The following is a 26,160-nucleotide window of genomic DNA, read 5'->3' on the forward strand; positions in this document are numbered from 1 at the left end:
ACCCGATACTTGCAGTTTATAAGTATCGGGTTTTTTATTTGGGAATATTACTGTTTAGTAATTAAACTCTTTTCTGTTATCTTTAATATCAGCACCTTCTTTTAAAGCAGGCAATACTCTATTAGCATCTGATGCGCTTTGAGCTTTCAATTTAGCAACATTATCAGCATAACTTTTCAACGCTGGAGCTTTCACAGTACTAGTGTTTTTCACTACATATACCCCAGTTACTCCTTCAATTGGAGCCGAAAGTTTATTGGCAGCTAATGCAAAAGCATTCCCTACAACTCTTGGTTCTTGACCAACACCACCCGTTAATACTGGATTTTCTAATGTTACATTATTCGCTTGTTGCACAGAAGATCCTGTTGCTTTCGCAATCGCTTCCAATGAACTTCCACTCATTTTAGCTTTTAAAATCTCTGCTTTTTTCTTGTTTTTAAGAATAGACTCAACGTAAGGTCTTGCCTGATCTACAGGAACCAATCCTGAATTATCAATAGATTTTACTTTTGCGATTACGTGACCTAAATTGGCTACTTCAAATCTTTTTGTAGCTCCTTCTTTAGAATCTTTTTCAAAAGCCCATCTAACGATAGTTCTTTGATTTCCTAATGAACCAAAATTTTCATCCATTGCTTTAACTGTAGCTTCTGGCGCAACAACTAGTCCCATTTCTTTGGCTGTTTTATCAAAGTCTTTTTCAGCAACATCCATCTCAAATTTAGTCGCTTGAGTAAATACTTTATCTGAAGTAGCTTCTGAAGCTTCGATTTTTTGAGCTACTGTTGCCAAACGAATTCCGTCTTGCTTATCTGTAATTTTAATGATATGAAAACCAAATTGAGTTTCAACAAGTCCTACTTTTCCAATACCATTATTGAAAACAAAATCATTAAACGGTTTTACCATTTGATTTGGTCCAAAATATCCTAAATCACCACCTTGCTGAGCAGAAGAATCATCAGAATTGGTAAATGCTAACATTAAGAAACTTTCTGGATTAGCATTAACTTGAGCCAAAATACTTTCTGCTTTTTCTTTAGCTTCTTCTTTGGTTCTTTTTTCTTTAGTGTTTGGTGTCTGAGAACCCTCATAACCAATTAATATATGACTTGCTTTTGCATTTACACCCGCTTTTCTACCTAAAGATTTTGAAATACAGTAGTATTTTCCAAAAACATAAGGTCCATAAACTGCTCCAGGAGCCAAGTTGTATAGTGCATCCGCATCAACCGCTGGCAAATCTTTTTTGGCAACATACGAAGAATCGTAAGGAACATCAGAGTTTGAATTTACAAACTCAATCACATTTTTAGTATTTTTAAATCCTGCCAAAGTATCATTTTTACCCGTTGCTTGATTGTAAACTACGCTTCCAGTCAATAAAGAATTAACTTTAGTTTTTACTTCGTTTACATCAGCTGGAGATGCTTTATCTTCAATTAAAACATATTCGATTTTACGAGTTTCATCAGACTTGAATTTTTTAGGACTCGCTTTCATGTAATCCACTATTTCTGCATCTGTAACTTTAACTTCACTATCTTTAATTGTAGAAAACAAAGCCGCAACATAAGAGAAGTTTACTTTATTGGAAGCTGTTTCGTAATTAAATTTCCCTTCACTTTCTGTTGTATAAATTCCAGATTTTACTAAAGTGCTATAAATTTGATATTTAGCATTTAATTCAGCATCTTTCTCTCTGTCTTTTAAATATTGAGCTTGTTCTGGATTAGATTTGAAATATTCTTTGAATTTTGCAACATCAAACATACCGGCAGCATTTAAGAACATTGGGTTTTTACCAATATTTTGATCCGCTTTAAGAACGTCCATGATGTGTTTCTCTCCAACTCTTAGGCCTAGTTTATCAAATTCTGCAGATAACAAAGCGATAGTCACCTCTTGATCCCATACTCTTCTAGACGCTTCAGTTGAAGTTATTCCTTGCCCACTTTTTTCAACATTGCTTACTTTTATTCTAAAGTCTTCAAATGCGATATCCTTTCCATTGATGCTTCCAACATCCTTAGAGCTTTTACCAAAATTTCCTTTCGTAAAAAGATCTTGAATTATAAATGAGAATAATGCTAGAGCAATAACTCCAATCATTATAGCGGAATGTTGTCTAATTTTTGATAAAACTGCCATTGTATATTATTGTTTATTTTAAAATTTTGTTTGCGAAAATACAATTATCTAATTAATAATTATAGAACTACTGTTTTTTTTTTGTTTTTTTTTAAATTAAAAAAAGAATCTTAGTCTTTGATCGTCATTTTAACCAATTCAATCTTCTTATTTGTTGCTTCTTCAATGGTGAAATGATAATTTTCGATCGTAATATTATCTCCTTTTTGAGGAATTTCCTTAGTAAAATCAACAATAAATCCTCCAAGCGTACCATAAGATTCACTTTCGGGTATCACTAATTTATAAGTCTGATTCAAATACTCTACATCAAAACGTGCTGAAAACAGATAAACACCATTTTCAAGTTCTTTTTCAACCAATTCTTCATCAGAATCATGTTCATCTTCTATTTCACCAAATAATTCTTCAACAATATCTTCAATGGTCAAAATTCCGGAAGTACCCCCATATTCATCCAGGACAACCGCAACACTTTTTCTTTTTTTGGTTAACAGACTCATTGCATCTTTCACATAAATCGCTTCAGGGATAAATTCTACAGGAATCACGATCTCTTTGATGCTGGATGGTTTTTTAAATAAATCAAAAGAATGCACATATCCTATAATATCGTCGAGTGAATTTTGATAAACAAGCATTTTTGAATAACCTGTCTCTATAAATAATTCTCTAAGTTCATTTAAGGATTCCGAAACATCTATAGCAGAAATCTCAGTCCTAGGCGTCATTACATCTCTTGCTTTTACTCCAGAAAAATCTAGTGCATTACGAAATATTTGTATTTCAGAATCTACCTCTTCATGATCTTCCACTGTACTCATTTGTTCCGTAATGTAATTACCGAGTTCTATTTTACTAAAATAAAGTTGTACCTGATCTCCTTCTGTTTTAAAAAATTTTTTCAATAAAAAATCTGAAATCCAAATCAAAAAAGTGGAAACAAAATAGAATAACCTATAAAAAAAATAAGCCGGAATGGCAAAAAATTTCATCAAGGAATTGGCGTAAATCTGAAAGAAAACCTTGGGAAGAAATTCGGCAGTTATTAAAACAATAAATGTAGAAATTACAATCTGAATTAATAAACTTGTAAAATCAGAAAAATGCCATTGCAGAAGAAGCAACCAACTCATTAACAAATTGCCCATAAAAAACCCGTAAACCACAAGCGCTATATTGTTTCCAATAAGCATGGCTGCAATGAATTTTGAAGGCTTCTCAGTAAGTTTGATTAAAATTTTAGAAAGAAAGTTGTCTTGTTTTTTTTCTAATTCTAAATATATTTTATTCGAAGATATGAATGCTATCTCCATTCCTGAAAAAAAAGCACATAGTATTAAACACAATATGATAATACTAATTTCCATTATCTATGATTGTTTATTTCGATCTTCAAATTTCTTGGCAAACTTCCTTCTAAAGAAAAACATAAAAATAGCGAGTCCTGCAATTATAAAACTCATCCAAGGGTTTTCAGTAGTATTCCATTTTGTAAATCCATCGTATAGAAAATAGATTCCAAATGCTAAATAAAGGTAAGAGGTATATTTTAAGAAATTCATGGTATTATTTTTTATTTTTATTATTCTGAAGACTCGATTTCGCCTTCTATTCGTTGCGAATTGACTATTTTAAAATCTTTGCTAAAATCAATTCCTTGCCCTGTCGAACCGCCTTTAATATCTGTCAATTTAAATTTTTTCTCGGTATAAAACCATTGATTTTTTTGATCAAAATACAACTGTTCGGTTTCGAGCATTTGACCAGCTTCTGAAGTAATTTTTACTTTTCCCTGTAAATCAATTATATTAGTTTGTTTATAAGAAACTGCGTAATTGGATCTGATAAATGTTTTTTTTCCTTTGTTATCATAAATTGTAACATCTACACCTTTTGGAAATTCAGTAAAAGCAAAATCAACATTAGCATAATCAAACATTTTTGGACTGATCAATACCGATTTTATGACTCCTGAATCTGTATATTTTAAGTTTACAAAATCAGCATCTCCGCTAGGTACAAATTCTGAATAATCATTTTTTTGAACTTCTTTAAAATTACTTTCACAACTCAAAAGCACACTAAAAAAGAGTGACATCAGCAAAAAGTGCAAAATACTTTTATTGAAAAAATTCATCATATACTATTAAAAAGGAAATCTTATTTTGTGCGGAAAAATTAATCTATTTTAGCCTGTCTAAACCATTTTTCACTTAGAGAGAAGCTCATAGCAAGAACAAAATAATTTTCTTGAATTAAGCCTTTTGCTGTAGTTCCTCTTTTCCCGTATTCTAACCCAATATTGATATTAGAAAAACCTCCCGATATTGGCAAGCCAAAACCTAAAGTCATTGCTTTTTCATCAATATCTTCAGATTTAACAGTCAATCCAGTTTTTGTATATTTTAATCCAGCTCTGTAAACAATCTTTTGATAATATTTAGAAAATACGTTGTAATTTGGAACATAAAACCCTCCTAAACTGTAGCTAGAATATGTACCATAAGTAACATTACTTGCAGAATTAAATTCATCTGTAAGTTTCCCTGCATTTTGAAAAACTATTTGAGAGCCTAGCAACCATTTTTTTGTTTTACCAACACCTAAACCAAAAGATATTTTTTCAGGAATGGTTAAATCAGTTCTGATTTCTTTTGGATCGGCAGGATCAATAATAGTTACATCAAAATTTGAATTAAAATTTACTGTAGACTTAGTTTGAGTATTTGTTGAAGCCAATCTACTTTGAGGGGAGAAAGTAAAACTACTATGTAAATTTATATTCTTATAAATTTTGTGTTTGTACATAACACCAAAATTTGACGCAAAACCTTTTAAATCCGCTTCATTTTTTTCTTGAGTACCAATAAATACACCTGTTATGAATTCTAAATTAGTATTACTTATTCTTCCAAAATTATATTGAATATCCGCTCCCACTACTAAGTTAGGAATAACGGTATATCCTAATGAAAAGAATGCCTTATTCAAACCACCAGTTCCTTTTAGCACGTTATTAACACCATCAGGACTTGAGTTTATTGATTGAATATTATAACCAACTGAAGTATATGGTAACAATCCAAATCCTACTCCCATTTTACCTAAAGGCACTGAAACTGCAATATAATCAAGAGCTGTTCTTTGCGCTTTCTCCGTTTTGGTATCTGTTTTTAACCCCGTAGAAGTGTAGTTACCACCTATCGTGAAAGTTGTAAATTTTAAACTTGCAAAACTCGCAGGATTCAAAATATTTATATGGAGACTATCTTGCTCAACACTAAGCCCTGCCATAGAACGATTCTCAAGATTTCCTTTAAATCTAGATTCTCCAATTCCGAAAAAAGAATAAGGAGAAGCAGAACCAGTTTGAGCGTTAGATACTAGTGAGATAAAGAAACAGGCTGCAACTATAATTTTTTTAATCATTTTTGATTTTATATTGAAAAATTTGGTTCAAACTCTCTAATAGGAAATTTGAATTGGCAAATATGGTATTTTTTAATCGTTTAGCCAAAAATTCTGTGTCTCCACCCGTTAAAATTATTATAAAATTTGAGTATCGAGCACTATATTCATCGACAAAACCATTAATTTCATAGACCAATCCATTTACAACTCCAGAATGAATAGATTCTGCTGTAGAATTTCCAATCATATCTTTTGGTTCTACGAATGTTAACAACGGGAGTTTTTCAGTAAAATTATGTAATGATTCATACCGTAATCGCAAACCAGGAGAGATCGCTCCACCATGATATACATCGTTTTGATCTACAAAATCATAAGTAATACAGGTACCTGCATCAATAATCAATCTATTTTTCCCTTGAAACTGTAAAGTTGCTCCAGCTGCCAAAACCATTCTGTCTATCCCTAAAGTTTTTGGTGTAGCATAATTATTTGCAAATGGAAAAACATCTTCGTGCGTAACGAACCATACAATTAGTTCTTTTTCGAAGTCTAAAAACATTTCTTTTCCCATTTTTCCAACAGAAGCTACTACCAAATGTGTAATTGCCTTGTATTTTTCTAAAATAAATGTAATTTTTTTAAGTATTTCATTATTAGAAAAAACAAAACTCTCCAAAGCCTTATAGTCCTCAAAAACAGCTGCTTTTATTCTTGTATTTCCAACATCGATGGTTAATATCATAGTTATTTTTTTAAAAATGCTAAGGTACGAATAGATTTTTTTAAAAAAATGTATTGTTTAATTTAAAAAAGATATTATATTTGCACCCGCAATAAGCACGGTACCTTAGCTCAGATGGTAGAGCAATGGACTGAAAATCCATGTGTCCCTGGTTCGATCCCTGGAGGTACCACGAAACCCACTCAAACGAGTGGGTTTTTTGTTTTGTACACATTATTATTCATCTTCTAATTGGGTTGATTTCAAAAAGGAAGACAGGTAAAAAATAAGATTTTTTACCTAAAATTACTCCAACCCAAGAAACTATTCAAAAAGACAAAAAACACCATATCCTTTTGTTTTGAAAAAATATTTAAAAAACAGTCATTGTCATTTTAACAAGGAATTAGTAATTTCAAAATTATTTACATTACTATTTATTAATTCCATTAATTAACGAAACAAAAAATACTTTGTTTTCAGGCATCACCATACTAGTCTGTTACACCATCCAAATTTTCACATAAGTGAATCAATTCTGTTGAAATTTTAGTTACAAAAAAATGTTTGATTTAATTGGTATTTGTTAAAATTTTTATATATTTATCCGATAATCGATAAAATGCAGCATTTTGACGATTATTTGTGATTAATGCAAATAAAGATATTTGCTTGATAAAAGATAAAATATGACCCCCATTTTACTTAATCAGCTTAGAAGTTCTATCACTTCACCATTGATTTCAATTTTTTGTAAAAAGTTTGAAGAGAATGAAACATTGCTTAGAAAATCGATTGACACTAGTATATGTACTGTGTTAATAGGACTTGACAACGTCATTAAAACCAATTCTTTGTTTCTCAAAATTATTGACTCCATTTCAAACTCCGAATTCTATAATTCTATTGAATATGAAAACGGCAAACTATCATCCATAAATTACTCCTTTGAACACGAAGGTAACATACCTCTAAATTTAATTTTTTCAATCAAAAAAGGAAGAATCTCAGAAATGATTTCTAACGAAATAGGAATTAAAAGCGAGACTGCTATTTCTATTTTAAATTTTGCAGTTATGCTTATTTTATGCCATTTTAAAAATGAAAAGCAAAAAGAAAAAAACATTCAATTTTCTCTACACGCAGAAAAAACAAGTATAATAAGTACTTTACCTGAAGGCATTCGAATTATGCTTGGTTATTCGAATTTTAAATGTGAGGAAGAAATTTTAAACACAACAAATCCATTATTACAATCTAAATATAAAAACAAATTTTTAAGCAAAATTTTTAACTTATAGTTCCTTAAACCTAGAATCCGAATTAAAAATCTACTACATCTGAATTCTTCTTCAAAAACAGTACGTGAGCTCTTTTTTTTATTGAATAATTCAGTTTCGTTATATAGTCAAATGTGGATTTTGGATAAACTATTATAAACAAAAAAAAGTATAGTATCTCAATAAACACTATACCTTTTTGCTTTTTTAAAAGAGGTTAATTCAAATTAAAAATTATTTTTCTTGTATCCATTCATTAATTTTATTTTCTAATAACGCCAACGGCAAAACACCTGATTCTAATACTTTTTCATGGAATTTTTTGATGTCAAATTGAGCTCCCATTTTTGTTTCTGCTTTTTTACGCAATTCCATAATTTTCAATTGCCCAATTTTATATGACAAAGCTTGACCTGGAATTGCCATATATCTTTCAATTTCTGTAGTGATACTTTCTCTACTTTCAGCTTCATGAGCTAGTGAATACGCTATGGCTTGTTCTCTAGTCCATCCTTTGTTGTGCATTCCTGTATCTACCACCAATCGAACAGCTCTGTGCATTTCATTGCCCAACATTCCAAAATATTGATATGGATCTTGATACAATCCTAATTCTTTTCCTAAACTCTCTGTATATAATGCCCAGCCTTCACCATAGGCGCCAAACCAAGCGAACTTTCTAAAATCAGGTAAAGCTGCATTTTCTTGTTGTAAGGAAATCTGAAAATGATGCCCAGGAATAGCTTCATGCAAGAATAAATCTTCGTCGCCATAAACATTATACTCTGTTACATTTGGAACAGGAACATAAAAAATACCTGGTCGGGTTCCATCTGCAGATCCTTGATTGTATTCAGCACTTGCTGTTTTTTCTCTAAAAGCTTCTGTTCTTCTAATTTCAAATTTGGATTGTGGCTGCAAAGAAAAAAGCTTGTCAACGTTTGGTTTTATTTTGGTATAAATCCTTTCAAAATTTGCAATTACTTCTTCTGGTTTATGAAATGGTTTTAACTCTTTTTTATTTCTTACTTCATCAAAAAAGGCCAATAAAGTCCCTTTAAAGCCAACTTGCTTTTTGACTTTTTCCATTTCTATTGTCAAACGCGCTACTTCTTTCAGACCAAGTTCGTGAATTTCTTCAGGGGTCATTTCAGTAGTAGTCCATTGTTTTACATATGCTTTATAAAGTTCTTTTCCAAAAGACAAACTGCCTATTCCACTGGTTGATCTAGAAGCAGGAAGGTATTCATTTTTTAAGAAGTCAGTCATTTTTTTATACTGAGGAATTAACTTTTCATTAATTGCTGTAGTATATTTTGCAGTCAAATCTTTTTTCACAGCGTCACTAAAAGAAGTTGGCATTAATTTTATAGAAGAATAAAATAAATTGTCTTCTATTTTTGCCGTTGGCATGTCTGCAAATAGTGGAATTACTTTTAGGGTTAAAGCTTTTGGCAAAACGGCACCTTCTTTCATTCCTTTTTTCATATACACCATTGCCGAATCAATCCAAACAGCATACTTGTCCATTCTTTTTAAGAAATTGGCATAATCTTTTTCAGTTTTAAAAGGTTGAGCAGAGGTCCCTCCTGCGTATTGCCCCATCGTAACTTGAGTTCCCCAGAATTGATGGATAGGCATTAAGTTTGAAGGTTGTTTCAATACTAGTTTCCCAACTTGAATTTCCCATTTCATAATTTCGAAACTATTTTTCTCTTCTTTTGAAAGAGTCGTTTGGTCTATTTTGTCCAATGCTGTTTCGTACTTATTAAAAAAAGTTGCTTGTGTTTTTCTATAAGAATCGGTCATTTCAAATTGCAACTGATCATTGTATGCTGATTGGCCATTTTGAGTAGCTCCCAAAGGATCCAAAGCGTTTTTATCGTCAAAATAACTTTTAGTCAAAGCCGTGAAATCTTGCTTATTTTCATTCGATTTACAATTTGTCAATACAATTGACACAACAATTGCAAACAAAAAAATGTAGGTTTTTCTCATAATTGGGTTTTATTAATAGGTTGTAAATCTAACTAAAAGTGATTTTTTGGGGTGTTAATTAAATCTTAAACTATCCGTGATAGACTCTGGAAGCCATGATCTTATTTTCTTTAACAACAAGCACTTCGGCAACCAGCATGTCTTCTTCATTTTCGACGGTACGAACATATTCCATAAAAACACGATCTGCATTGGCCGTAAGCGAAGTTACTTTATAATGTAATGTTGGCAAACGATCAAAAGCATCTTGCCACCAAGCCCGTAAAGCTTCTTTGCCAGTAACCAATCCTTGGGTTTCAGGTTGACGAATTTTTAATTTTGGACTAAAATGGGCTGCCTCGTCATCGTATAATGAAAGTAACTGTTCTAAGTTATGATTGTTAAAAGCGTCAAACCATTTAAAGGCGATAGATTGTAATTTTTCTGGTGTCATTCTGGTTATTTTTTAATTAAAAAATCCCTTTACATTTGAAGTGAAAGGGATTTGAGATTTTTATTAGAAAAAAGTTTTATACGTTCTTCAGATTAATAATTTCTTGATCTGTGAGCAGCCTCCAATTTCCTCTTGGTAAATTCTTCTTGGTTAAACCTGCAAAAGCTACACGGTCAATTCTTAAAACGTCATAACTGAAATTTTCAAAAATAGCACGAACCACTTTTACGTTTGCCGATCTTAATTGAATTCCGATTTCGCTTTTTGCTTCACCATCAATATAGCTAACATCTTCAACATAAACTCTATGTCCATCAAGAACAAGTCCTTTGTTTATTTTTTCTAAATCTTCAAACTTCAAATTTTTGTCTAAAGAAACTTGATATATTTTGGATGATTTTTGACTCGGCAAAGTAAATTTACGAATCATATCGGTATCATTTGTAAACAACAAAAGTCCCGTTGTGTTTTTGTCCATTCTGCCTATTGGAGCAATTTTTGAAGTGGTAGAACCTTTTACAAGTTCTAAAACATTTCTGTATTCTTGACCTTCATCAAGTGCAGTAGTAAAATTTTTGGGCTTGTTTAATAAGATGTAAACTTTTTTCTCTGGAGTCAAAACCACTCCGTCAAAATTCACAACATCTCCAGGTTTTACCATATATCCCATTTCTACAACTGGAATTCCATTTACTTTTACATTTCCGGATTGAATGTAAATATCGGCATCACGTCTTGAACAAGTCCCAGAATTTGAGATGTATTTATTCAAACGAATTTCGTCTTTTGCTTTAGGTCTTTTAGGCGCTTGATTCGGTTTTTTCTCTACTTTATCAGTAGTATCGGCAACTTTAACAATTGTTTTTACTTTTTTTGGCCCTTGTGCCCTTTTTTGCATCGCAGGTTTTGGCTTATTTGAACTAGGTCTAGAGCTGTTTGCTCTTGGTCCACTTCCTCTATTATTGCCGTCCTTATTGTTCATAATATTCTATAATTTGTGCAAAGATACTATTTATATCATTGAGAAACGATTTTTGGCAATTAGAAAAAGCTAACTATCTAATTAAATGCGTTTTAATTTAGTGAGTAAAAATAAAATAGGGTGGTTTGCTTTTAAGAATCCTTATTATATAGCCATCAATACTTTTTTACCATGCCACAAAACACTTGGATTTATTAAGACTATACAAAAAACACCTGCTACAATTATGAATTTCAAAACGTTGTGAAGCACAACATATTGTTCTTTGGTGTTCCATTTCCATAAATAGAGTAAGAAGAAAATGAGAACAATAAAACAACAGTAAAAATAAATATCCATATACCCAACATCGTATACATCGATTAAGAAATATACTGGGAAGATGGTCATTATAGTTAAAATCGTTATTATTCTTTTTGAAAATTCTTCTCCATAAATAATAGGAATGGTTTTGTAATCATTGGCCAAATCACCTTTTATATTCTCAAGATCTTTAATCATTTCCCGAATTAAAATCAAAAGGAACAAGAATGTAGCATGAGAAAGAATAACGGCAAGTTTACCACTATTGTTTTCTATTTCATACAAAGGCATTTTTAAATAATAGTAAAGTAGAATTCCAAAAAAAGGTAAAACAGCCAAAAAAGCAGCCATTAAATTTCCAATAAGAGGGTATTTTTTTATTTTATGCGAATAAAACCAAATCAAGAAAATATAAACAGAAAAAAATAAAACTGCCCTAAATGAGACAAAAAAAGCAATCACCGCTACAAAAAAATTAAGACTAAAATAGACTCGAAGTTTTGTTCTCTGACTTACCAAACGATCCAAATGTGATTTATTCGGTCGATTAATTAAGTCTTTTTTACTGTCATAAAAGCTGTTGATAATGTATCCTGACGCAATGGTTAAACTAGAGGCCAAGACTATTATAAAAAGGTGGAAGTCTAAAAGCACTGCCAAGGCCCTTTTTTCTGGAGCCAAAATAAATATTGCCGAAAGATACTGCGCTAAAGCAATAATAGGAATATTATAACCTCTTACTACAGAGAACAAACTGAACATTTTTAATAGAAAAAGTTTATTCTGCCTGCTTAACATGGAGTAGGTTTAAGGTTTATGAGTTGTGATTTTGTATTTAAAAAAAGTAAATTAAAATTGATAAACCACCTCAAGTTTGAAATCTTTCAAAGATGCTTTGGCTTTTTCAAGATCTTCTGTAAATCCTAAAATATAACCACCTCCACCAGATCCACACAATTTTAAATAATAATCATTTGAATCTAAACCTGCTTGCCAAATACCATGAAATTGTTCTGGAATCATTGGTTTAAAGTTATTCAAAACTACTTTTGACAAGTGTTTCGTGTTTTCAAACAAAGACTTCATGTCGCCTCCTAAGAAATTTTCTACACAAGCATCTGTATATTTTACAAATTGAGTTTTCAACATCGTACGAAACCCTTTGTCTTTCAAATTTTCCATAAAAATATTCACCATTGGAGCGGTTTCACCCACAATGCCTGAATCTAATAAAAATACAGCTCCTTTTCCATCAAAACTTTGAGTAGGAATACCAGTTGCTTCAATATTGTCTTTGGAATTAATTAAAATCGGGATGCTCAAATAACTATTTAAGGGATCCAATCCTGAGCTTTTTCCGTGAAAAAAACTTTCCATTTGAGAAAAAATTGTTTTTAAAGTCAATAGTTTTTCTCGGGTTAGATTTTCTAAAACGGTGATTTTATTTTGCGCATATTTATCATAAATAGCAGCTACCAATGCTCCGCTACTGCCTACTCCGTATCCTTGAGGAATACTGGAATCAAAATACATCCCTGTTTCAACATCATTCTTTAAAGTCTCTAAATCAAACATTACCAAATCAGGTTGTTCTTTTTGAAGGGTTTCCAAATAGACTACAAAACGTTTCAAATGACCGTTGGATTTTATGGCTTCTTCAGAAGGATTTAATTCTTTCTTAAGTGCGCCATTGTAAAAGTTATAAGGAATTGATAATCCTTTGGAGTCACGAATAATTCCGTATTCTCCAAAAAGTAATATTTTTGAGTAAAATAAAGGTCCTTTCATATTTTATAAATTATCAATTTGGGGTTGGTAATTATTCTATTTTTTTTATTTTCGATGGGTTTTGTCTTGTGTCAAAAAGCGCAACCACATATATTCGTTCGCTTGTGAAGGTATAAAACAAAGTTGTTTGTTTTGTAACTACGCATTTATGAAATTTTTTATTCGTTACTGATTTAGGAAAGATCTCAGGATTCGCTCTAATTATTTTTAGTGAGTCGTACAATTTCTTTGCAAATTTAATTCTAACTCTTTCAGACCATTTCGCCTCAAGATATTCTAAAATTATGTTTGTCTTTTTTTGAGCATTAATTGAAATTTTAATTTCTCTCATTTTTACTCAATGTACTTCTTAATGAATTCTTCAAAATCCACAAACTCACCTCTTTCAATTTGTCTATTTCCTTCTTCGATTTCAAATTTTTGTTCTGGAGTCAATTCTTCCCAAAAATCTTTTTTCTCCGATTGAAAAATCTTTTTTATCGCTTCAATTATAGATAAATCATTGGTTTCTTCCAACTTTTTCATCAATTCCGATTTTTCAAATTGTATGTCCATGATGATTCTATTTTAAAAATCGACTACATCAGACCGATTTTCATTTTGTATTCCTATGTTTATTTCTTCTTGCTGTTCGGGAGTTAATTCCTTCCAAAGCTCTCTGTCATTATTTTCAAAAACCAAGCGTATTTTTTTCAAAATCAAAACATCTTTGGTTTTCAAAATCTTCTTAATTAATTTTAATTTCTCCGCATTCAAATCCATGACTGTAGCATTTAGAAAATAAAGATAAGAAAAAAATAAATTAACTCAACAATGCGCCATTTCCAATTTCGTCGCAAAGGTACTGACCATTTTGGCAATAGCCAACTAATTCTGCTTTAATAAATTGCAACACTTTTTCTTTAACCGCATTTGGATACAAAACATGCACATTCGCACCGGCATCTAAAGTAAAACAAACCGGTATTTTAGTTTCATTTCTGAATTTCCAAATCGCATTAATAATTTGTAAAGTATTCGGTTTCATCAAAATAAAATAAGGTAAAGAAGTCATCATCATCGCGTGCAAAGTCAAAGCTTCACTTTCTACAATGGTTATAAATTCATCGAGATTTCCGTTTTCAAAAACAGGAATCAGTTTGTCTAAGTTTTCATGAGCTTGAGCAAATCGCCTTTCGGCAAAAGGGTGATCGTGCATCAAATCGTGTCCCACCGTACTCGAAACCTGTTTTTCTCCTTTGTCAACGAGCAAAATGGTGTCTTGAAAATTTCTGAAAGTATCATGAATTGCATACGGATATTCAACTCCATACAGATCTGTGCTTCCTTTTATATTGGCTTGATTTCCCCAAACTACTGCTTGTCCCTTTACGCTTCTGCAAGCGCTCCCAGAACCTAATCGGGCTAGAAAAGAAGCTTTGTTAAAGAAATATTCTTCGGTCATTTCAGGATGTAACGCTTTTTCCAAACTCATAAAATTCATTGCCAAAGCTGCCATTCCCGATGCCGAAGAAGCTATTCCAGAGCTGTGTGGAAATGTATTTTGCGTATCAATCGTAAAATGGTACTCTTTCAAAAAAGGCAAGTAAACTTCAATCCTTTCCAAGAATTTTTGAATTTTTGGTTTAAAATCTTCTTTGGGTTTTCCTTCAAAAAGCAAATCGAAAGATAAATTACCATCCTTTTGTTTTTTGGCGAAAGCCAAAGTTGTAATCGTTTTGCAATTGTTCAACGTAAAACTAACTGATGGATTGGCTGGAATTTGGTTGTTTTTTTTGCCCCAATATTTTACCAAAGCAATGTTACTGGGTGCACTCCAAGTAAAACTTCCTTGGTTTAAACTATTTGTATAAGGCTTAGGTATAAAATCGGTAGCTGCAATCATAAATGAAAAATTTGAGCAAAGATACTTTTTTTAACGAAAATGAGGTTTTCCTATTTTGTATAATCTTTAGAAAGTTTTTTAATTACTTTTGACTCTTCTTAAAAATATGAAATGAATAAGATTACTCGAATTTTAGCAATTGTTGCAACTTGTCTAGTTATTGGTTATTTTTCTGGAATGGTTACCCGTTCGGCAATAACAACTTGGTATCCTACTTTGATTAAACCGAGTTTCAATCCACCCAATTGGATTTTTGCGCCAGTTTGGAGTACTCTTTATATCATGATGGGAATTGCTGCAGGATTGGTTTGGAACAGAATTGATTTTGAGAAAGAAATCGTAAAAAAAGCTTTGCTGTTTTTTGCTATTCAATTGGCATTAAATGCCTTGTGGTCGTATTTGTTTTTTGGATTAAAAAACCCAATGTTGGCCGGTCTTGAAATTATTATATTGTGGCTTATGATTTACGAAACTTATGTACAATTTGCCAAAATCAACAAAATTTCAGGTTATTTGTTTATTCCTTATTTGCTTTGGGTTAGTTTTGCCGCTGTTTTGAATGGAAGTATTTGGTGGTTGAATCGATAGTGATTTGATTTACAACGATATCAATTTTGTTTGTTTCAGTTTTCTATATTCTAAAGGACTAACACCTTCGTGTCTTCGAAAATACCTTGAAAGATTCTTGATATCGGTATAGCCACAAAAATAGGATATTTCAGTTACAGACAAATCGGTTTCTATCAAAAGTTGTTTTACTTGCTTGATTCGCAATGTATTAATTTCGTCCAAAATACTTCGTTTTAAAACGGACTGAAATCTTTTTTCCAATACTCTTCTGGACAAGGCTGTTGCATTAACAACATCGTCAACTGAAATTAACTCTTTAAAATTATAATAAATAAAATGGAGTGCCTTACTCACCTCTTTGTCATCTACTGCTAAAAAATCAGTTGACCTTCGGGTAATAATATGAAGGGGTTCAACATAAATATCAGTGAATTTAAAATCTTTATTTGCAATCATTTTACTAAGCAGTTGTGCCGTTTCAAAACCAGCTTTTTCGGTATTCAAAGAGATGCTCGACAAAGGAGGATCGGATAAGTTACAAATACTCAAATCATTGTCCACTCCAAGAACCGACACTTGCTCAGGTACATTGATTCCAACTGCTTTGCACGCTTCGGTCACATGCTGTCCTTGATTGTCATCGCAAGTCATTATTGCAATTGGTTTTGGCAAAGCCTTCAGCCAATCCGAGAGACTGGATTCTTTGTAGCTCCACATGGGAGGCATTTCCTCTTTTTGATGTTGATATACATAGACATCAAAACCATATTCTTTGACTTTGTTAGAAAAACCTTCACACCTTTCTCTAGACCAAACCATATTGTCGAAACCATAAAAAGCAAAATTGGTAAATCCTTTTTCTACAAAATAAGTGGCGGCCATTTGCCCTGTTTCCTTATACAAACCGGTAATATTCGGAATTTCTAAAAACCGTTCTTTAGTATCTTGAGCAATTATAGGGATTTCAAGTTGAAGTAATTTTTCAAACGATCGTTCCGTTTCAATTTGCGCAATAATTCCATCTGCTCCCCATGCTTTTGCCCATGCAATAACATTCTTTAAATCTTTCTTACTGCCATTTATCAAAGGAATGCGACAAAAATTAAGAGGCCCAAATAATCTCGAATATTTGGCGATTCCATTGAGAAGTCCTCGTCCATATTCTTCAGAAAAATTAACTAACAACAGAATTTTCGGTGTCATTTTTGATGTGATATTTAAAACAATGCTTTATTGGCTAATCAAATTTCTTAAATTAATTGTTCGCAAAATGAAGATTAATTACCGCAAATATACCATTAAGAATCAAATTACGAACCTATTTTTGTCTCCTAGATATCCTTAAAGGATTTTCAATTTAAATACAGGAATCTTTTTTTAGAAAATATTTCAATCGTTCTCGGTTGTTTTACACAAAATTAAAAATTTCATTTCATCAATTAAATTAAGGGTTTAAACTAAAAAAAATAATTATACCCTTTTAAACGGCCTAATGCGATTTAACAACATTACATAATTTTCAAATAGCAATGAATAGATTAGATACAAAATATAAAAAATTCGGATTGTGTACTGATATGATGCATACAGCCGAATTAATTCGGAATTTTAATTCAAAAGATGTTATCCCATTTGTAAATAGGATAGAAAATAATAAAAAGTTTTTTATCACTGGAGAAGGAAGCAGCCGAATATTTCCTGCAAAGAATATGATCAGCAATTCGTTACGTTATGCAACTGATTTTGACATAAAAACGGAAGGGGCAAGTCAAGCAAAAGAATATGATTTAACCCATTTTATTGTATTTGGTGCTTCCAATTCTGGCAAAACAAGTGAACTTATTGGTTTATTTACCCAATTGCAAAATTCGAATCACACCCAACTATTTGCCGTTACCGCTAATACTGCAACACCCTTGGAAAATTTAGCCCAACAGACTAACGTCTTAAAATGTGGCCTCGAAAAATCTGTAGCAGCAACTATCAGTGTAATTGAGCAAGCTTTGTTTTTTGACACATTATTTTGTAAATTACAAGATGTAAAAACACCTAGTTTGGATGAATTGTCACTCAAATTTTTAAATGCGTTGTCCATTGCTGTTCCCGAGGATATTATAATCAAAATACTAAATGCTGACACCATTTATTTTGCTGGTAGAAACAACGGTGTGGCCGAAGAATTGACGCTCAAAACGCAAGAAATTATTCGAAAAAAAGCGGTTTATTTAGAAGGAACATACGCCCTTCACGGAGCCGAAGAAGTTATGACTCCAAATGATGTTATGGTGATTATTGATCCTATTGAAGAGGAAGAACACAAATTCAAAACTCATTTGGAAGAAGGAGTTGGTATTAATATTATTGCAATTTCAAATCGTCAAACACTGTTTCCTACTATTTTAATTCATGAAATTGAGTATTATGATACCTATTTACAAATGGCCGCTGGTTGGAATCTTTTGGTTGAATGCGGATTACATTTAGACATTGATTTGGATAAGCCGGTACGCGCTAGAAAAATTGGAAATGAATACCTTATAGAAGTATAAATTATGAAAAATCTAAACCATACAATTCGTTTATTTATTGCATTCCTTTTATTGCTGTTGTGCAAAATGGAAACTTTAAATGCTCAAAATTTAAAATTTGAACATCAACTAAAAGAAGGATGGAGTATAGAATCTTCAACGAAAGTAAATACTACAGGAGATAAAATTTCACAAAAAGGGTTTGATGATTCAAAATGGTATAAAACTACTGTTCCATCAACCGTTATGGCGTCTTTAATTGCCAATAATGAATATCGGGATATTTTTATGGGAGACAATCTCGACAAAGTAGACACCACTAGATTTAGAACTCCGTGGTGGTACAGAAACGAGTTTACTATCGAGGATTCTTCCAAAAACACAGAGCTGATTTTTGAAGGAATCAATTATCGCGCCAATATTTGGTTGAATGGCAAAAAAATAGCAGCTGCAGATAGTCTTTTTGGTGGTTTTAGAATTTTTTCTTTAAACATTTCAAAAAGCGTAGTAAAAGGTAAAAACACACTTGCTGTAGAAGTTTTCAACCAAAAAAAGAATGAACCTTCGATTGGTTTTGTCGATTGGGCACCTATGGCTCCAGACCGAGAATTGGGATTGTGGAGACCTGTAAAACTTAAGATTTCGGACAAAACCAGCTTGAACAACATTTTTATAACCTCAAAAATTGACAAAAAAGAATACAAAAGTGCCGAACTGCAAATAACTGCCGAGGCGGTGAATAATACTTCAGTAGTGGTCGAAGCCATTGTAAAAGGCCGAATTGCGAACATCAATTTCGAAAGGAAAGTTACGCTGCAGCCTTTCGAGAAAAAATTGGTTCTTTTTAATGCTTCCGATTTTACGCAATTAAAAATCAAAAACCCACGTTTGTGGTGGACGTATGAATTGGGGAAACCAAATTTGTACAATTTGAATATGAGGATAGAAACAAATAATACTGTTTCTTTTTCAAAAACAATCCCTTTTGGAATTCGTGAAGTCGAAGATTATATGACTGCAGAAGGTTATCGAGGATACAAACTAAACGGTGTTGAAATTTTAATAAAAGGAGGCGGATGGGTTGACGGAATGTTCTTAAACGACACCGAAGAAAAAGTAAAAGCACAATTGCAATATGTAAAACAAACCCACATGAACACCGTTCGTATGGAAGGTTTTTGGGGAAATAGTGAAAGAATATATGAAATGGCCGACGAAATGGGTCTCTTAATGATGGTCGGCTGGAGTTGTCAATGGGAATGGAACGCCTATCTTGATAAACCCGAGGATGATTATATGTCTATCAAAACGCCAGAAGATATGAATTTGATTGTAAACTATACTAGAGATCATGTCAATTGGTTGCGAAACCACCCTAGTATTTTTGTTTGGGTTATGGGAAGTGATAAATTACCTCGCCCGGAATTGGAGAAAAAATACCATGTATTATTTAATGAAATTGATTCTTCAAGACCTCTTTTAATGTCTTGCAAGGAAATGGATAGTGAGATTTCGGGTAAAACGGCTGTAAAAATGAGAGGCCCATACGAATATGTAGCACCCAACTATTGGTTTATCGATACAGAAAATGGAGGCGCTTTTGGATTTAATACCGAAACAGGACCAGGACCACAAGTTCCTTCGCTTGAAGTACTGAAAAGTATGATTCCCGAAGATAAATTATGGCCCATAAACGCAACTTGGGAGTTTCACTGTGGAAGAAATGAATTTAACACGCTTAATCGGTATGTGAAGGCTTTCAACAACAGATATGGCGAACAAAATAATGTGGAAGATTTCACTTTTAAAAGTCAAGCATCCAACTTGGAATCCATGCGCGCTATGTATGAAGCATTTGCGATCAACAGAAGCAAAACAACAGGAATCATTCAATGGATGTACAATTCGCCTTGGCCCAAATTGATCTGGCAGTTCTGGGATTATAATTTATTGCCCAATGCTGCTTTTTATGGGGCAAGGTCTGGTGCACGTCCTGTAAACATCGCTTACAATTATGGAGATAATGCAGTTTATGCAAGCAATTTGAATCCGCAGACTGCCAACAATCTACAGGCAAAAATTCAAATTTTTGATTTTAATGGAAAATTGATTTTCGAAAAAAACGACAAAATTGCTGTGAACGGAAATGCTTCGCATAAAATAATTGACTTGCCGAATGACCAGAATTATTCCAAAGTATATTTTTTGAAACTAAAATTAACAGACGAGAACGGAAAGGCAATTGCTGATAATTTTTATTGGCTGTCGACCAAAAAAGATGTTTTCGATTTCAAAAAATCAGATTGGATCAATACGCCATTGGTAGAATATGCTGATTTTAAAGATTTAGACAAATTACCTAAAGTTAAAATCGAAACTGAAAATAGTATTAAAAAGCAAAATGAGGAATATGAAGTCACTGTAAAACTTAGCAATCCATCAGACAAAATTGCCTTTTTGATTGAGTTGAGTATAATGGGAGAAACATCAGGAAAATCGATAGTTCCAGTTTTATGGGACGACAATTATATTTCTTTAGTTCCAAAAGAAAGCAGGACAATCAAAGTCACTTTTCCTGCCTCGGCTTTGAAAGGAGAGAAACCTGTTTTCAAATACAAAGGCTGGAATGTAGAATAAAAAAATCACTTCCAATATCAACTGAATAATGGCTTTTCATTATTCAAAAACAGAGTGGTTATGAGTCTAAAAATAAAGACGTCATAACCGAAAGGGAAAACCTATGCCAAAATCTGAACCTCTTTAAAAATCACAAACCAATGAAAAACAATAATTTAACCGTAGGATTAGTATTCCTGACCTTTTTTGTCATCTCTTTTTTGACCAATATTATGGGGCCGTTAATCCCCGATATTATTAACAGCTACAAATTATCTCTCGGGATGGTTGGGTTTCTTCCCTTTTCTTTTTTTGCAGCTTACGGAGTGATGTCAACATCGGCAGGAGTTTTGCTCGAAAAATACAGAGAGAAAAAAGTAATGGCTTTTTCGTTTCTAATGGCAGCATTGGGTTCTTTATTGTTTGGATTATTCCCTTATTATTCCATGGCACTGGTTTCTTTATTTTTAATAGGAATTGGAATGGCTGCTTTACAGGTTGCAATTAATCCTTTGCTCCGAATTTCTGGTGGCGAAAAACATTTTGCTTTTAATTCTGTAATGGCACAATTGTTTTTTGGATTGGCCTCTTTTTTAAGTCCCTTGGTTTACAGTTATTTGGTTACTAATATCAAACACGACGGTACAAATTCAAATGCTTTTTTGGAAATCCTTTCAAAATTGGTTCCAGAAAACCTGAACTGGGTTTCACTATATTGGATTTTTGCCATCACGGCACTTGCAATGGTGGTAATTATTCTACTTTTTAAATTCCCAAAATTTGAATTAGAGGAAACCGAAAAAGCAGGAACCTGGAGTGTTTACAAAAATTTACTAAAGAACAAAACCGTGCTTTTATTCTTCTTCGGAACATTTGCTTATGTGGGAACCGAACAAGGAATCGCCAACTGGATGTCCAAATTTCTAAGTGATTATCACGGTTACGATCCTCAGACTATAGGAGCTGAAGCCGTTGCTTATTTTTGGGGATTATTGACCGCTGGATGTTTGCTGGGTTTACTGTTGCTTAAATTTATGGATAGCCGTAAAGTGCTTATTTTGTTTACTACAGGCGCCATTGTATGCTTAACTATTGCATTATTTGGTTCTGCAAAAATGTCGCTTTATGCTTTTCCTCTTTCTGGTTTTGCGCTATCGGTAATGTGGTCTATTGTATTTTCTCTCGCTTTGAATTCTCTTGAAAGCAATCACGGTGCTTTTTCCGGAATTTTATGTACAGGCATTGTTGGTGGTGCGGTAATGTCTTTAATCATTGGAAAATTGGGAGACATCATTGGGTTGCGTTTTGCGATGACCCTACTCTTTATAACCCTTGGATACATCCTAAGTATGGGTTTTTGGGCTAAACCTTTAATTACAAATGCTACAATAAATTTAAAAAAAGTAAAAGAAAATTAATCATTATATAAAAATATAAAATGTTGGAAAGAAAAATTATAGGCGTTGATATGGGAGGAACAAAAATCCATGCAAGTCTAATTTCAGGTAAAGAAATAATTTCCGAATGTACTTTAGACACGCCTGCAAAAGAATCTGAAAAAGCAGTATTAGACCGATTAATTGAAGCCATTGAGCAAGTATTTCAATCGGATTGTGAAGGAATTGGAATTGGTGTTCCAAGTGTTGTTGATTCAGAAAAAGGAATTGTTTATGATGTAGTTGCCATACCCTCTTGGAAAGAAGTACACTTAAAAGAAATACTCGAAAACCATTTTAAAATACCAGTGTATGTAAATAATGATTCCAATTGTTTTGCTTTAGGAGAGAAATTTTTTGGAAAAGGAATTGAAACATCCAATTTTGTTGGTGTAACTATAGGAACAGGATTGGGAAGTGGCATCATCATAGAAAACAAATTGTACCATGGAGCCAACACAGGCGCGGGTGAAATTGGCAGTATATCCTATAAAGATGGGATTATTGAACAATATACTGCAAGTGAATTTTTTACTTCTAAAGGTTTGGATGGAGAAGAACTTTATACAGCCGCCAAAAATGGAGACCCAAAAGCCTTAGCTGTTTTTACAGAGTACGGAAAAAACTTTTCTGAAGTGGTAAAAATTATTTTATATGCTTATGATCCGGAAGTAATCATTCTTGGAGGATCCATTAGCAATGCTTTTGAATTTTTTATTGAAGCGGTTTGGAAAGGTTTGGGAGATTATATGTATCCAATAGCATTGAAAACCCTAAAAATTGAAAAATCAAAACTTAAAAATAGTGCTGTTTTAGGAGCTGCAGCATTGGTTTATAATTTTAAAACCGAAACTATTTTAGAATCATAAATTCTCGAATTAAAATTAAACCACCTATATATTATCTAACCTATTACTAACCAATTAAATTATCACGTATGAAAAATAGTCTGCAAAAAGGCTTTTTAGTTTTTATAACTCTGATCTGCACTAGTTTGATCTATTCCCAAAATATAACGGGAATAGTGACGGATTCTAATGGACCTCTTCCTGGTGTTTCTATACAAATAAAAGGCAGCAATACAGAAGCTCAAACTGATTTTGACGGGAGCTTTACTATAAAAAACACAGGAGAAAATACTGTTTTGATCTTCAAATATATTGGTTTTAAAACCCAAGAAATAAATGTGGCCGGCAAAAATACTCTCAAAGTAATTATGACAGTAGAACAAAACCAACTCAATGAAATTGTGGTTGTTGGATACGGCACTCAAAAGAAAAGTGTTGTTACTGGAGCTATTTCGAGTGTCAAAGCCAAAGATCTAGAAAAAGTACCCAATGGACGTATTGAGCAAGCTTTACAAGGAAGGGTTTCGGGAGTTACAGTTGCTTCCAATTCAGGTTCACCTGGTTCTGCTTCTACCATCAGAATTAGAGGTATAACTACTTTTGGAGAAGGAGGAAACGATCCACTTTGGGTAATTGACGGTGTGGTTGTAGATGCCGGCGGAATAGGATTCCTGAACCAATCTGATATAGAATCTATGGAAGTTCTTAAAGATGCAGCTTCGGCGGCGATCTATGGAACTCGTGCAGCAACAGGCGTTATTTTGGTGACAACCAAAAAAGGAAAATCAGGGAAATTTACAGTTAATTATAATGGATTTGCTGGGTTTTCGGCACCAGAAAAAACATTAAACTTATTAAACGCCAGTCAATATGGAGAAATAATGAACGAAAAATATAGCGCATCAGGACTGCCAGAAAAATTTTCTAATCCAGCCACATTAGGAGCGGGGACAGATTGGCAAAAAGCTATTTTCAATACAGGTGCTTTTCGTTACTCACACGAATTAAGCATCAGTGGCGGAAATGATGTTTCCAATTTTTATACTTCTTTTGGACTATTAGATCAAGAAGGAATTGTCTCAACCGAAATTTCAAATTATAGTAAAAGGAATTTTCGTTTAAATTCTACTCACAAAATTTCAAAAGTATTTACATTGGGGCAAACTCTTGGATTTACTACTCAAAAAACAGTTGGAATTGGAGAAACAAATACAGAATATGGAGGAGTTCTTGGGTCAGCCATTCATCTTGATCCAATTACCCCAATTGTAGAAACAGATCCTGTTTTGGCAAATGCACCACCATATAGTACAAATCCCGTAGTGCGTGATGCAAATGGCAATCCATATGGTATATCCGAATATCTTTCGCAAGATTTTACCAATCCTGTTGCTTATGCCAAAACTAGATTGGGAAACAATCAGTCGTTTTATGACTTGGTAGGGAATGTTTATTTGGAAGCAACTATTTCTAAAAACATTAAAATTAGATCCACTTTTGGTGCCAAGCAATCTAATGGAGGAAGTGTAGCTTTTATACCCGTATTTTATTTGAATCCAAACGTTACCAATCCGATCAACAGTTACAACAAAAGTGAGTACAAGGATTTTGCTTGGAACATTGAAAACATTTTGACTTATTCGAACAAATTTGGGGATCATAACTTAACTGTTTTATTGGGACAAGGATCCTATTCCAGTAATAATGGCGGAGGATCTGCCGTGACGTATTCTAATTTGCCAATTACCAATTATCGAGATGCTTCTTTCAACTTTGATGTTCCAGCTTCAGACCGATATGTAACGGCTTATGATATGACGGAGCATAAATTGACTTCCTTATTCTCCAGAGTCAATTACGACTACAAAGAGAAATATATTTTTACTGGAATTATCCGTCGCGATGGATCTTCTCGTTTTGGGGAAAATAATAAATTCGGTGTATTCCCTTCATTCAATTTGGGATGGATTGCCTCCAAAGAAGATTTTTGGACAACCAATGATATAATTAATGTATTGAAAATTCGTGGAGGATATGGTGTTGTAGGAAATGATGCGATACCTGATTTTAGATATTTATCATTAGTTTCTGGTGGATACAATTATGCTTTTGGGAAAGATGGAATCATTCAAACAGGCTACGGAAATGGAACACTAAATAATCCTGATCTAAGATGGGAACAAACCTCTCAAGCAACTCTTGGTTTTGAAACTCGTTTTTTCAATTCTCTTAGTCTGACTATTGATTTGTACAAAAAATCTACCGAAGGAATATTGCGACCAGTGAGTATTCCTGGATATGTTGGTGTTCCGGAATACCCAACTGGCAATGTTGCCAATATGGACAATAAAGGAATTGAAGTGGAGTTGGGTTACAAAAAACAATTTGAAGATTTCAATTTTTCGGCCAATGCAAATTTTGCCTATTTAAAAAATGAAATCACTCAAATTGATTCGAATACCAATTTCATTCCGGGTGATGTTAAATTTCAATCGATGGATGAGGTAACTAGAACACAAGTTGGACATTCTTATAATGAATTCTATGGTTTTAAAACCGCTGGTGTTTTTCAAAATGATGCCGAAATTGCGGCTTATAAAAACAGCAAAGGAATAATTATCCAACCAGATGCAAAACCAGGTGATTACCGCTGGGCAGACACCGATGGAAATGGAACGATAGATGTTAATGACAAACAGTTCTTAGGAAGCAGTATCCCAAAATATACCTTTGGTTTAACTTTAAATTTAGACTACAAAAATTTTGACTTCATGGTCTTTACACAAGGCGCAGCTGGGAATAAAATATTTCAAGGATTGCGCAATTTGGATGCCAAAGACGCCAATTATCAAACCAGTGTTTTGGATCGTTGGACTGGAGAAGGGACGTCGAACGATTATGCTCGATTGACTTACAATGATGATAATGGGAACTTTACAAAAATGTCAAACTTTTTCTTGGAAGACGGAGCTTATTTGCGATTAAAATTGATTCAAATAGGATACTCATTACCCACAAATGCTATTTCAATAATTGGTGCTACTAAATTACGTTTTTACGTTTCAGGAGAAAATCTAATGACTTTTACAAAATATACAGGATATGACCCAGAAATTGGAGGTGGTGTTTTTGGAATAGACAAAGGAACTTATCCGCAAGCAAGATCATTCTTGTTTGGTGCTAATTTACAATTTTAATAAA

At 32.9% G+C, this 26,160-nt stretch carries 23 protein-coding genes and 1 tRNA gene; 8 read left to right on the forward strand and 16 right to left on the reverse strand.

The window, feature by feature from the left end; all coding sequences use genetic code 11:
- Window positions 1-54 precede the first annotated feature (54 nt).
- From OZP06_RS05425 to OZP06_RS05450, 6 genes are all read right to left on the reverse strand, one after another.
- Window positions 55-2,154, reverse strand: a complete 2,100-nt coding sequence (locus OZP06_RS05425) for a peptidylprolyl isomerase (protein ID WP_269223982.1) — start codon at window positions 2,152-2,154, stop codon at window positions 55-57.
- Window positions 2,155-2,264: 110 nt separating this feature from the next.
- Entirely contained in the window at window positions 2,265-3,524 is a 1,260-nt protein-coding gene (locus OZP06_RS05430) for a hemolysin family protein (protein WP_281324328.1), read from the reverse strand.
- A 3-nt stretch (window positions 3,525-3,527) separates the two neighbouring features.
- A complete protein-coding gene (locus tag OZP06_RS05435) occupies window positions 3,528-3,719 on the reverse strand; it encodes a hypothetical protein (protein WP_269223983.1) in 192 nt (63 codons plus the stop codon).
- A gap of 20 nt (window positions 3,720-3,739) precedes the next feature.
- Window positions 3,740-4,297: an LPS export ABC transporter periplasmic protein LptC gene (lptC, locus tag OZP06_RS05440; protein WP_281324329.1), complete on the reverse strand. Its 558-nt coding sequence runs from the start codon at window positions 4,295-4,297 to the stop codon at window positions 3,740-3,742.
- A gap of 38 nt (window positions 4,298-4,335) precedes the next feature.
- Window positions 4,336-5,586, reverse strand: a complete 1,251-nt coding sequence (locus OZP06_RS05445; RefSeq protein WP_269223984.1) for a hypothetical protein — start codon at window positions 5,584-5,586, stop codon at window positions 4,336-4,338.
- Entirely contained in the window at window positions 5,579-6,313 is a 735-nt protein-coding gene (locus tag OZP06_RS05450; RefSeq protein WP_269223985.1) for a type III pantothenate kinase, read from the reverse strand. The genes OZP06_RS05445 and OZP06_RS05450 overlap by 8 nt, the downstream gene beginning before the upstream one ends.
- Window positions 6,314-6,412: 99 nt before the next feature.
- Here OZP06_RS05450 and OZP06_RS05455 point away from each other — a divergent pair.
- Both OZP06_RS05455 and OZP06_RS05460 read left to right on the forward strand, forming a co-directional pair.
- A tRNA-Phe gene (locus tag OZP06_RS05455) sits at window positions 6,413-6,485 on the forward strand.
- A 496-nt stretch (window positions 6,486-6,981) separates the two neighbouring features.
- Complete coding sequence (locus tag OZP06_RS05460; protein ID WP_281238686.1) at window positions 6,982-7,593, forward strand: hypothetical protein; 612 nt, start codon at window positions 6,982-6,984, stop codon at window positions 7,591-7,593.
- 213 nt (window positions 7,594-7,806) lie between these two features.
- On the opposite strand, the gene OZP06_RS05465 is transcribed toward OZP06_RS05460, so the two are convergent.
- The 9 genes from OZP06_RS05465 to OZP06_RS05505 all read right to left on the reverse strand — a co-directional run bounded on the left by OZP06_RS05465 (window position 7,807) and on the right by OZP06_RS05505 (window position 14,961).
- Complete coding sequence (locus OZP06_RS05465) at window positions 7,807-9,570, reverse strand: DUF885 domain-containing protein (protein WP_269223987.1); 1,764 nt, start codon at window positions 9,568-9,570, stop codon at window positions 7,807-7,809.
- A 70-nt stretch (window positions 9,571-9,640) separates the two neighbouring features.
- Complete coding sequence (locus OZP06_RS05470; RefSeq protein WP_269223988.1) at window positions 9,641-10,003, reverse strand: nuclear transport factor 2 family protein; 363 nt, start codon at window positions 10,001-10,003, stop codon at window positions 9,641-9,643.
- A 76-nt stretch (window positions 10,004-10,079) separates the two neighbouring features.
- Complete coding sequence (locus tag OZP06_RS05475; RefSeq protein WP_269223989.1) at window positions 10,080-10,985, reverse strand: pseudouridine synthase; 906 nt, start codon at window positions 10,983-10,985, stop codon at window positions 10,080-10,082.
- 144 nt (window positions 10,986-11,129) lie between these two features.
- Entirely contained in the window at window positions 11,130-12,086 is a 957-nt protein-coding gene (locus tag OZP06_RS05480; protein WP_269223990.1) for a geranylgeranylglycerol-phosphate geranylgeranyltransferase, read from the reverse strand.
- Between the two features lie 51 nt (window positions 12,087-12,137).
- Window positions 12,138-13,076: a mevalonate kinase gene (locus OZP06_RS05485; RefSeq protein ID WP_269223991.1), complete on the reverse strand. Its 939-nt coding sequence runs from the start codon at window positions 13,074-13,076 to the stop codon at window positions 12,138-12,140.
- A gap of 31 nt (window positions 13,077-13,107) precedes the next feature.
- Window positions 13,108-13,407: a type II toxin-antitoxin system RelE/ParE family toxin gene (locus OZP06_RS05490; protein ID WP_281324330.1), complete on the reverse strand. Its 300-nt coding sequence runs from the start codon at window positions 13,405-13,407 to the stop codon at window positions 13,108-13,110.
- A 2-nt stretch (window positions 13,408-13,409) separates the two neighbouring features.
- Window positions 13,410-13,631: a hypothetical protein gene (locus OZP06_RS05495; RefSeq protein WP_269223993.1), complete on the reverse strand. Its 222-nt coding sequence runs from the start codon at window positions 13,629-13,631 to the stop codon at window positions 13,410-13,412.
- A gap of 12 nt (window positions 13,632-13,643) precedes the next feature.
- Window positions 13,644-13,838 (reverse strand): hypothetical protein, encoded by a 195-nt coding sequence (locus OZP06_RS05500; protein WP_269223994.1) that lies wholly within the window; start codon window positions 13,836-13,838, stop codon window positions 13,644-13,646.
- Window positions 13,839-13,878: 40 nt separating this feature from the next.
- Window positions 13,879-14,961 carry a diphosphomevalonate decarboxylase gene (locus OZP06_RS05505; RefSeq protein WP_281324331.1) on the reverse strand — a complete coding sequence of 361 codons (1,083 nt, stop codon included), beginning with the start codon at window positions 14,959-14,961 and terminating at the stop codon, window positions 13,879-13,881.
- Window positions 14,962-15,072: 111 nt separating this feature from the next.
- Between OZP06_RS05505 and OZP06_RS05510 the strand changes: the two genes are divergently transcribed.
- Complete coding sequence (locus OZP06_RS05510) at window positions 15,073-15,549, forward strand: TspO/MBR family protein (protein ID WP_269223995.1); 477 nt, start codon at window positions 15,073-15,075, stop codon at window positions 15,547-15,549.
- A gap of 9 nt (window positions 15,550-15,558) precedes the next feature.
- Here the strand turns inward: OZP06_RS05510 and OZP06_RS05515 are convergent, their stop codons facing one another.
- Window positions 15,559-16,734: a XylR family transcriptional regulator gene (locus OZP06_RS05515; RefSeq protein ID WP_269223996.1), complete on the reverse strand. Its 1,176-nt coding sequence runs from the start codon at window positions 16,732-16,734 to the stop codon at window positions 15,559-15,561.
- A 326-nt stretch (window positions 16,735-17,060) separates the two neighbouring features.
- Between OZP06_RS05515 and OZP06_RS05520 the strand changes: the two genes are divergently transcribed.
- The 5 genes from OZP06_RS05520 to OZP06_RS05540 all read left to right on the forward strand — a co-directional run bounded on the left by OZP06_RS05520 (window position 17,061) and on the right by OZP06_RS05540 (window position 26,156).
- Complete coding sequence (locus tag OZP06_RS05520; RefSeq protein ID WP_269223997.1) at window positions 17,061-18,080, forward strand: hypothetical protein; 1,020 nt, start codon at window positions 17,061-17,063, stop codon at window positions 18,078-18,080.
- A 3-nt stretch (window positions 18,081-18,083) separates the two neighbouring features.
- Entirely contained in the window at window positions 18,084-20,696 is a 2,613-nt protein-coding gene (locus OZP06_RS05525; protein ID WP_281324332.1) for a sugar-binding domain-containing protein, read from the forward strand.
- A 140-nt stretch (window positions 20,697-20,836) separates the two neighbouring features.
- The gene (locus OZP06_RS05530; RefSeq protein WP_281324333.1) at window positions 20,837-22,093 is read left to right on the forward strand and encodes an MFS transporter; all 1,257 of its coding nucleotides are present in this window, start codon (window positions 20,837-20,839) and stop codon (window positions 22,091-22,093) included.
- A gap of 20 nt (window positions 22,094-22,113) precedes the next feature.
- Entirely contained in the window at window positions 22,114-22,980 is an 867-nt protein-coding gene (locus OZP06_RS05535) for an ROK family protein (protein WP_269224003.1), read from the forward strand.
- A gap of 68 nt (window positions 22,981-23,048) precedes the next feature.
- Window positions 23,049-26,156 carry a TonB-dependent receptor gene (locus OZP06_RS05540; protein ID WP_281324334.1) on the forward strand — a complete coding sequence of 1,036 codons (3,108 nt, stop codon included), beginning with the start codon at window positions 23,049-23,051 and terminating at the stop codon, window positions 26,154-26,156.
- Window positions 26,157-26,160 lie beyond the last annotated feature (4 nt).

The organism is Flavobacterium sp. IMCC34518 (genome assembly GCF_027111095.2).
GTDB lineage: Bacteria > Bacteroidota > Bacteroidia > Flavobacteriales > Flavobacteriaceae > Flavobacterium > Flavobacterium praedii.

Bases quoted from the DNA above. Each gene is read 5' to 3' on its own strand.
- OZP06_RS05425 (WP_269223982.1), bottom strand. From the start codon at position 2,154: ATGGCAGTTTTATCAAAAATTAGACAACATTCCGCTATAATGATTGGA.
- OZP06_RS05430 (WP_281324328.1), bottom strand. From the start codon at position 3,524: ATGGAAATTAGTATTATCATATTGTGTTTAATACTATGTGCTTTTTTT.
- OZP06_RS05435 (WP_269223983.1), bottom strand. From the start codon at position 3,719: ATGAATTTCTTAAAATATACCTCTTACCTTTATTTAGCATTTGGAATC.
- lptC (WP_281324329.1), bottom strand. From the start codon at position 4,297: ATGATGAATTTTTTCAATAAAAGTATTTTGCACTTTTTGCTGATGTCA.
- OZP06_RS05445 (WP_269223984.1), bottom strand. From the start codon at position 5,586: ATGATTAAAAAAATTATAGTTGCAGCCTGTTTCTTTATCTCACTAGTA.
- OZP06_RS05450 (WP_269223985.1), bottom strand. From the start codon at position 6,313: ATGATATTAACCATCGATGTTGGAAATACAAGAATAAAAGCAGCTGTT.
- OZP06_RS05460 (WP_281238686.1), top strand. From the start codon at position 6,982: ATGACCCCCATTTTACTTAATCAGCTTAGAAGTTCTATCACTTCACCA.
- OZP06_RS05465 (WP_269223987.1), bottom strand. From the start codon at position 9,570: ATGAGAAAAACCTACATTTTTTTGTTTGCAATTGTTGTGTCAATTGTA.
- OZP06_RS05470 (WP_269223988.1), bottom strand. From the start codon at position 10,003: ATGACACCAGAAAAATTACAATCTATCGCCTTTAAATGGTTTGACGCT.
- OZP06_RS05475 (WP_269223989.1), bottom strand. From the start codon at position 10,985: ATGAACAATAAGGACGGCAATAATAGAGGAAGTGGACCAAGAGCAAAC.
- OZP06_RS05480 (WP_269223990.1), bottom strand. From the start codon at position 12,086: ATGTTAAGCAGGCAGAATAAACTTTTTCTATTAAAAATGTTCAGTTTG.
- OZP06_RS05485 (WP_269223991.1), bottom strand. From the start codon at position 13,076: ATGAAAGGACCTTTATTTTACTCAAAAATATTACTTTTTGGAGAATAC.
- OZP06_RS05490 (WP_281324330.1), bottom strand. From the start codon at position 13,407: ATGAGAGAAATTAAAATTTCAATTAATGCTCAAAAAAAGACAAACATA.
- OZP06_RS05495 (WP_269223993.1), bottom strand. From the start codon at position 13,631: ATGGACATACAATTTGAAAAATCGGAATTGATGAAAAAGTTGGAAGAA.
- OZP06_RS05500 (WP_269223994.1), bottom strand. From the start codon at position 13,838: ATGGATTTGAATGCGGAGAAATTAAAATTAATTAAGAAGATTTTGAAA.
- OZP06_RS05505 (WP_281324331.1), bottom strand. From the start codon at position 14,961: ATGATTGCAGCTACCGATTTTATACCTAAGCCTTATACAAATAGTTTA.
- OZP06_RS05510 (WP_269223995.1), top strand. From the start codon at position 15,073: ATGAATAAGATTACTCGAATTTTAGCAATTGTTGCAACTTGTCTAGTT.
- OZP06_RS05515 (WP_269223996.1), bottom strand. From the start codon at position 16,734: ATGACACCGAAAATTCTGTTGTTAGTTAATTTTTCTGAAGAATATGGA.
- OZP06_RS05520 (WP_269223997.1), top strand. From the start codon at position 17,061: ATGAATAGATTAGATACAAAATATAAAAAATTCGGATTGTGTACTGAT.
- OZP06_RS05525 (WP_281324332.1), top strand. From the start codon at position 18,084: ATGAAAAATCTAAACCATACAATTCGTTTATTTATTGCATTCCTTTTA.
- OZP06_RS05530 (WP_281324333.1), top strand. From the start codon at position 20,837: ATGAAAAACAATAATTTAACCGTAGGATTAGTATTCCTGACCTTTTTT.
- OZP06_RS05535 (WP_269224003.1), top strand. From the start codon at position 22,114: ATGTTGGAAAGAAAAATTATAGGCGTTGATATGGGAGGAACAAAAATC.
- OZP06_RS05540 (WP_281324334.1), top strand. From the start codon at position 23,049: ATGAAAAATAGTCTGCAAAAAGGCTTTTTAGTTTTTATAACTCTGATC.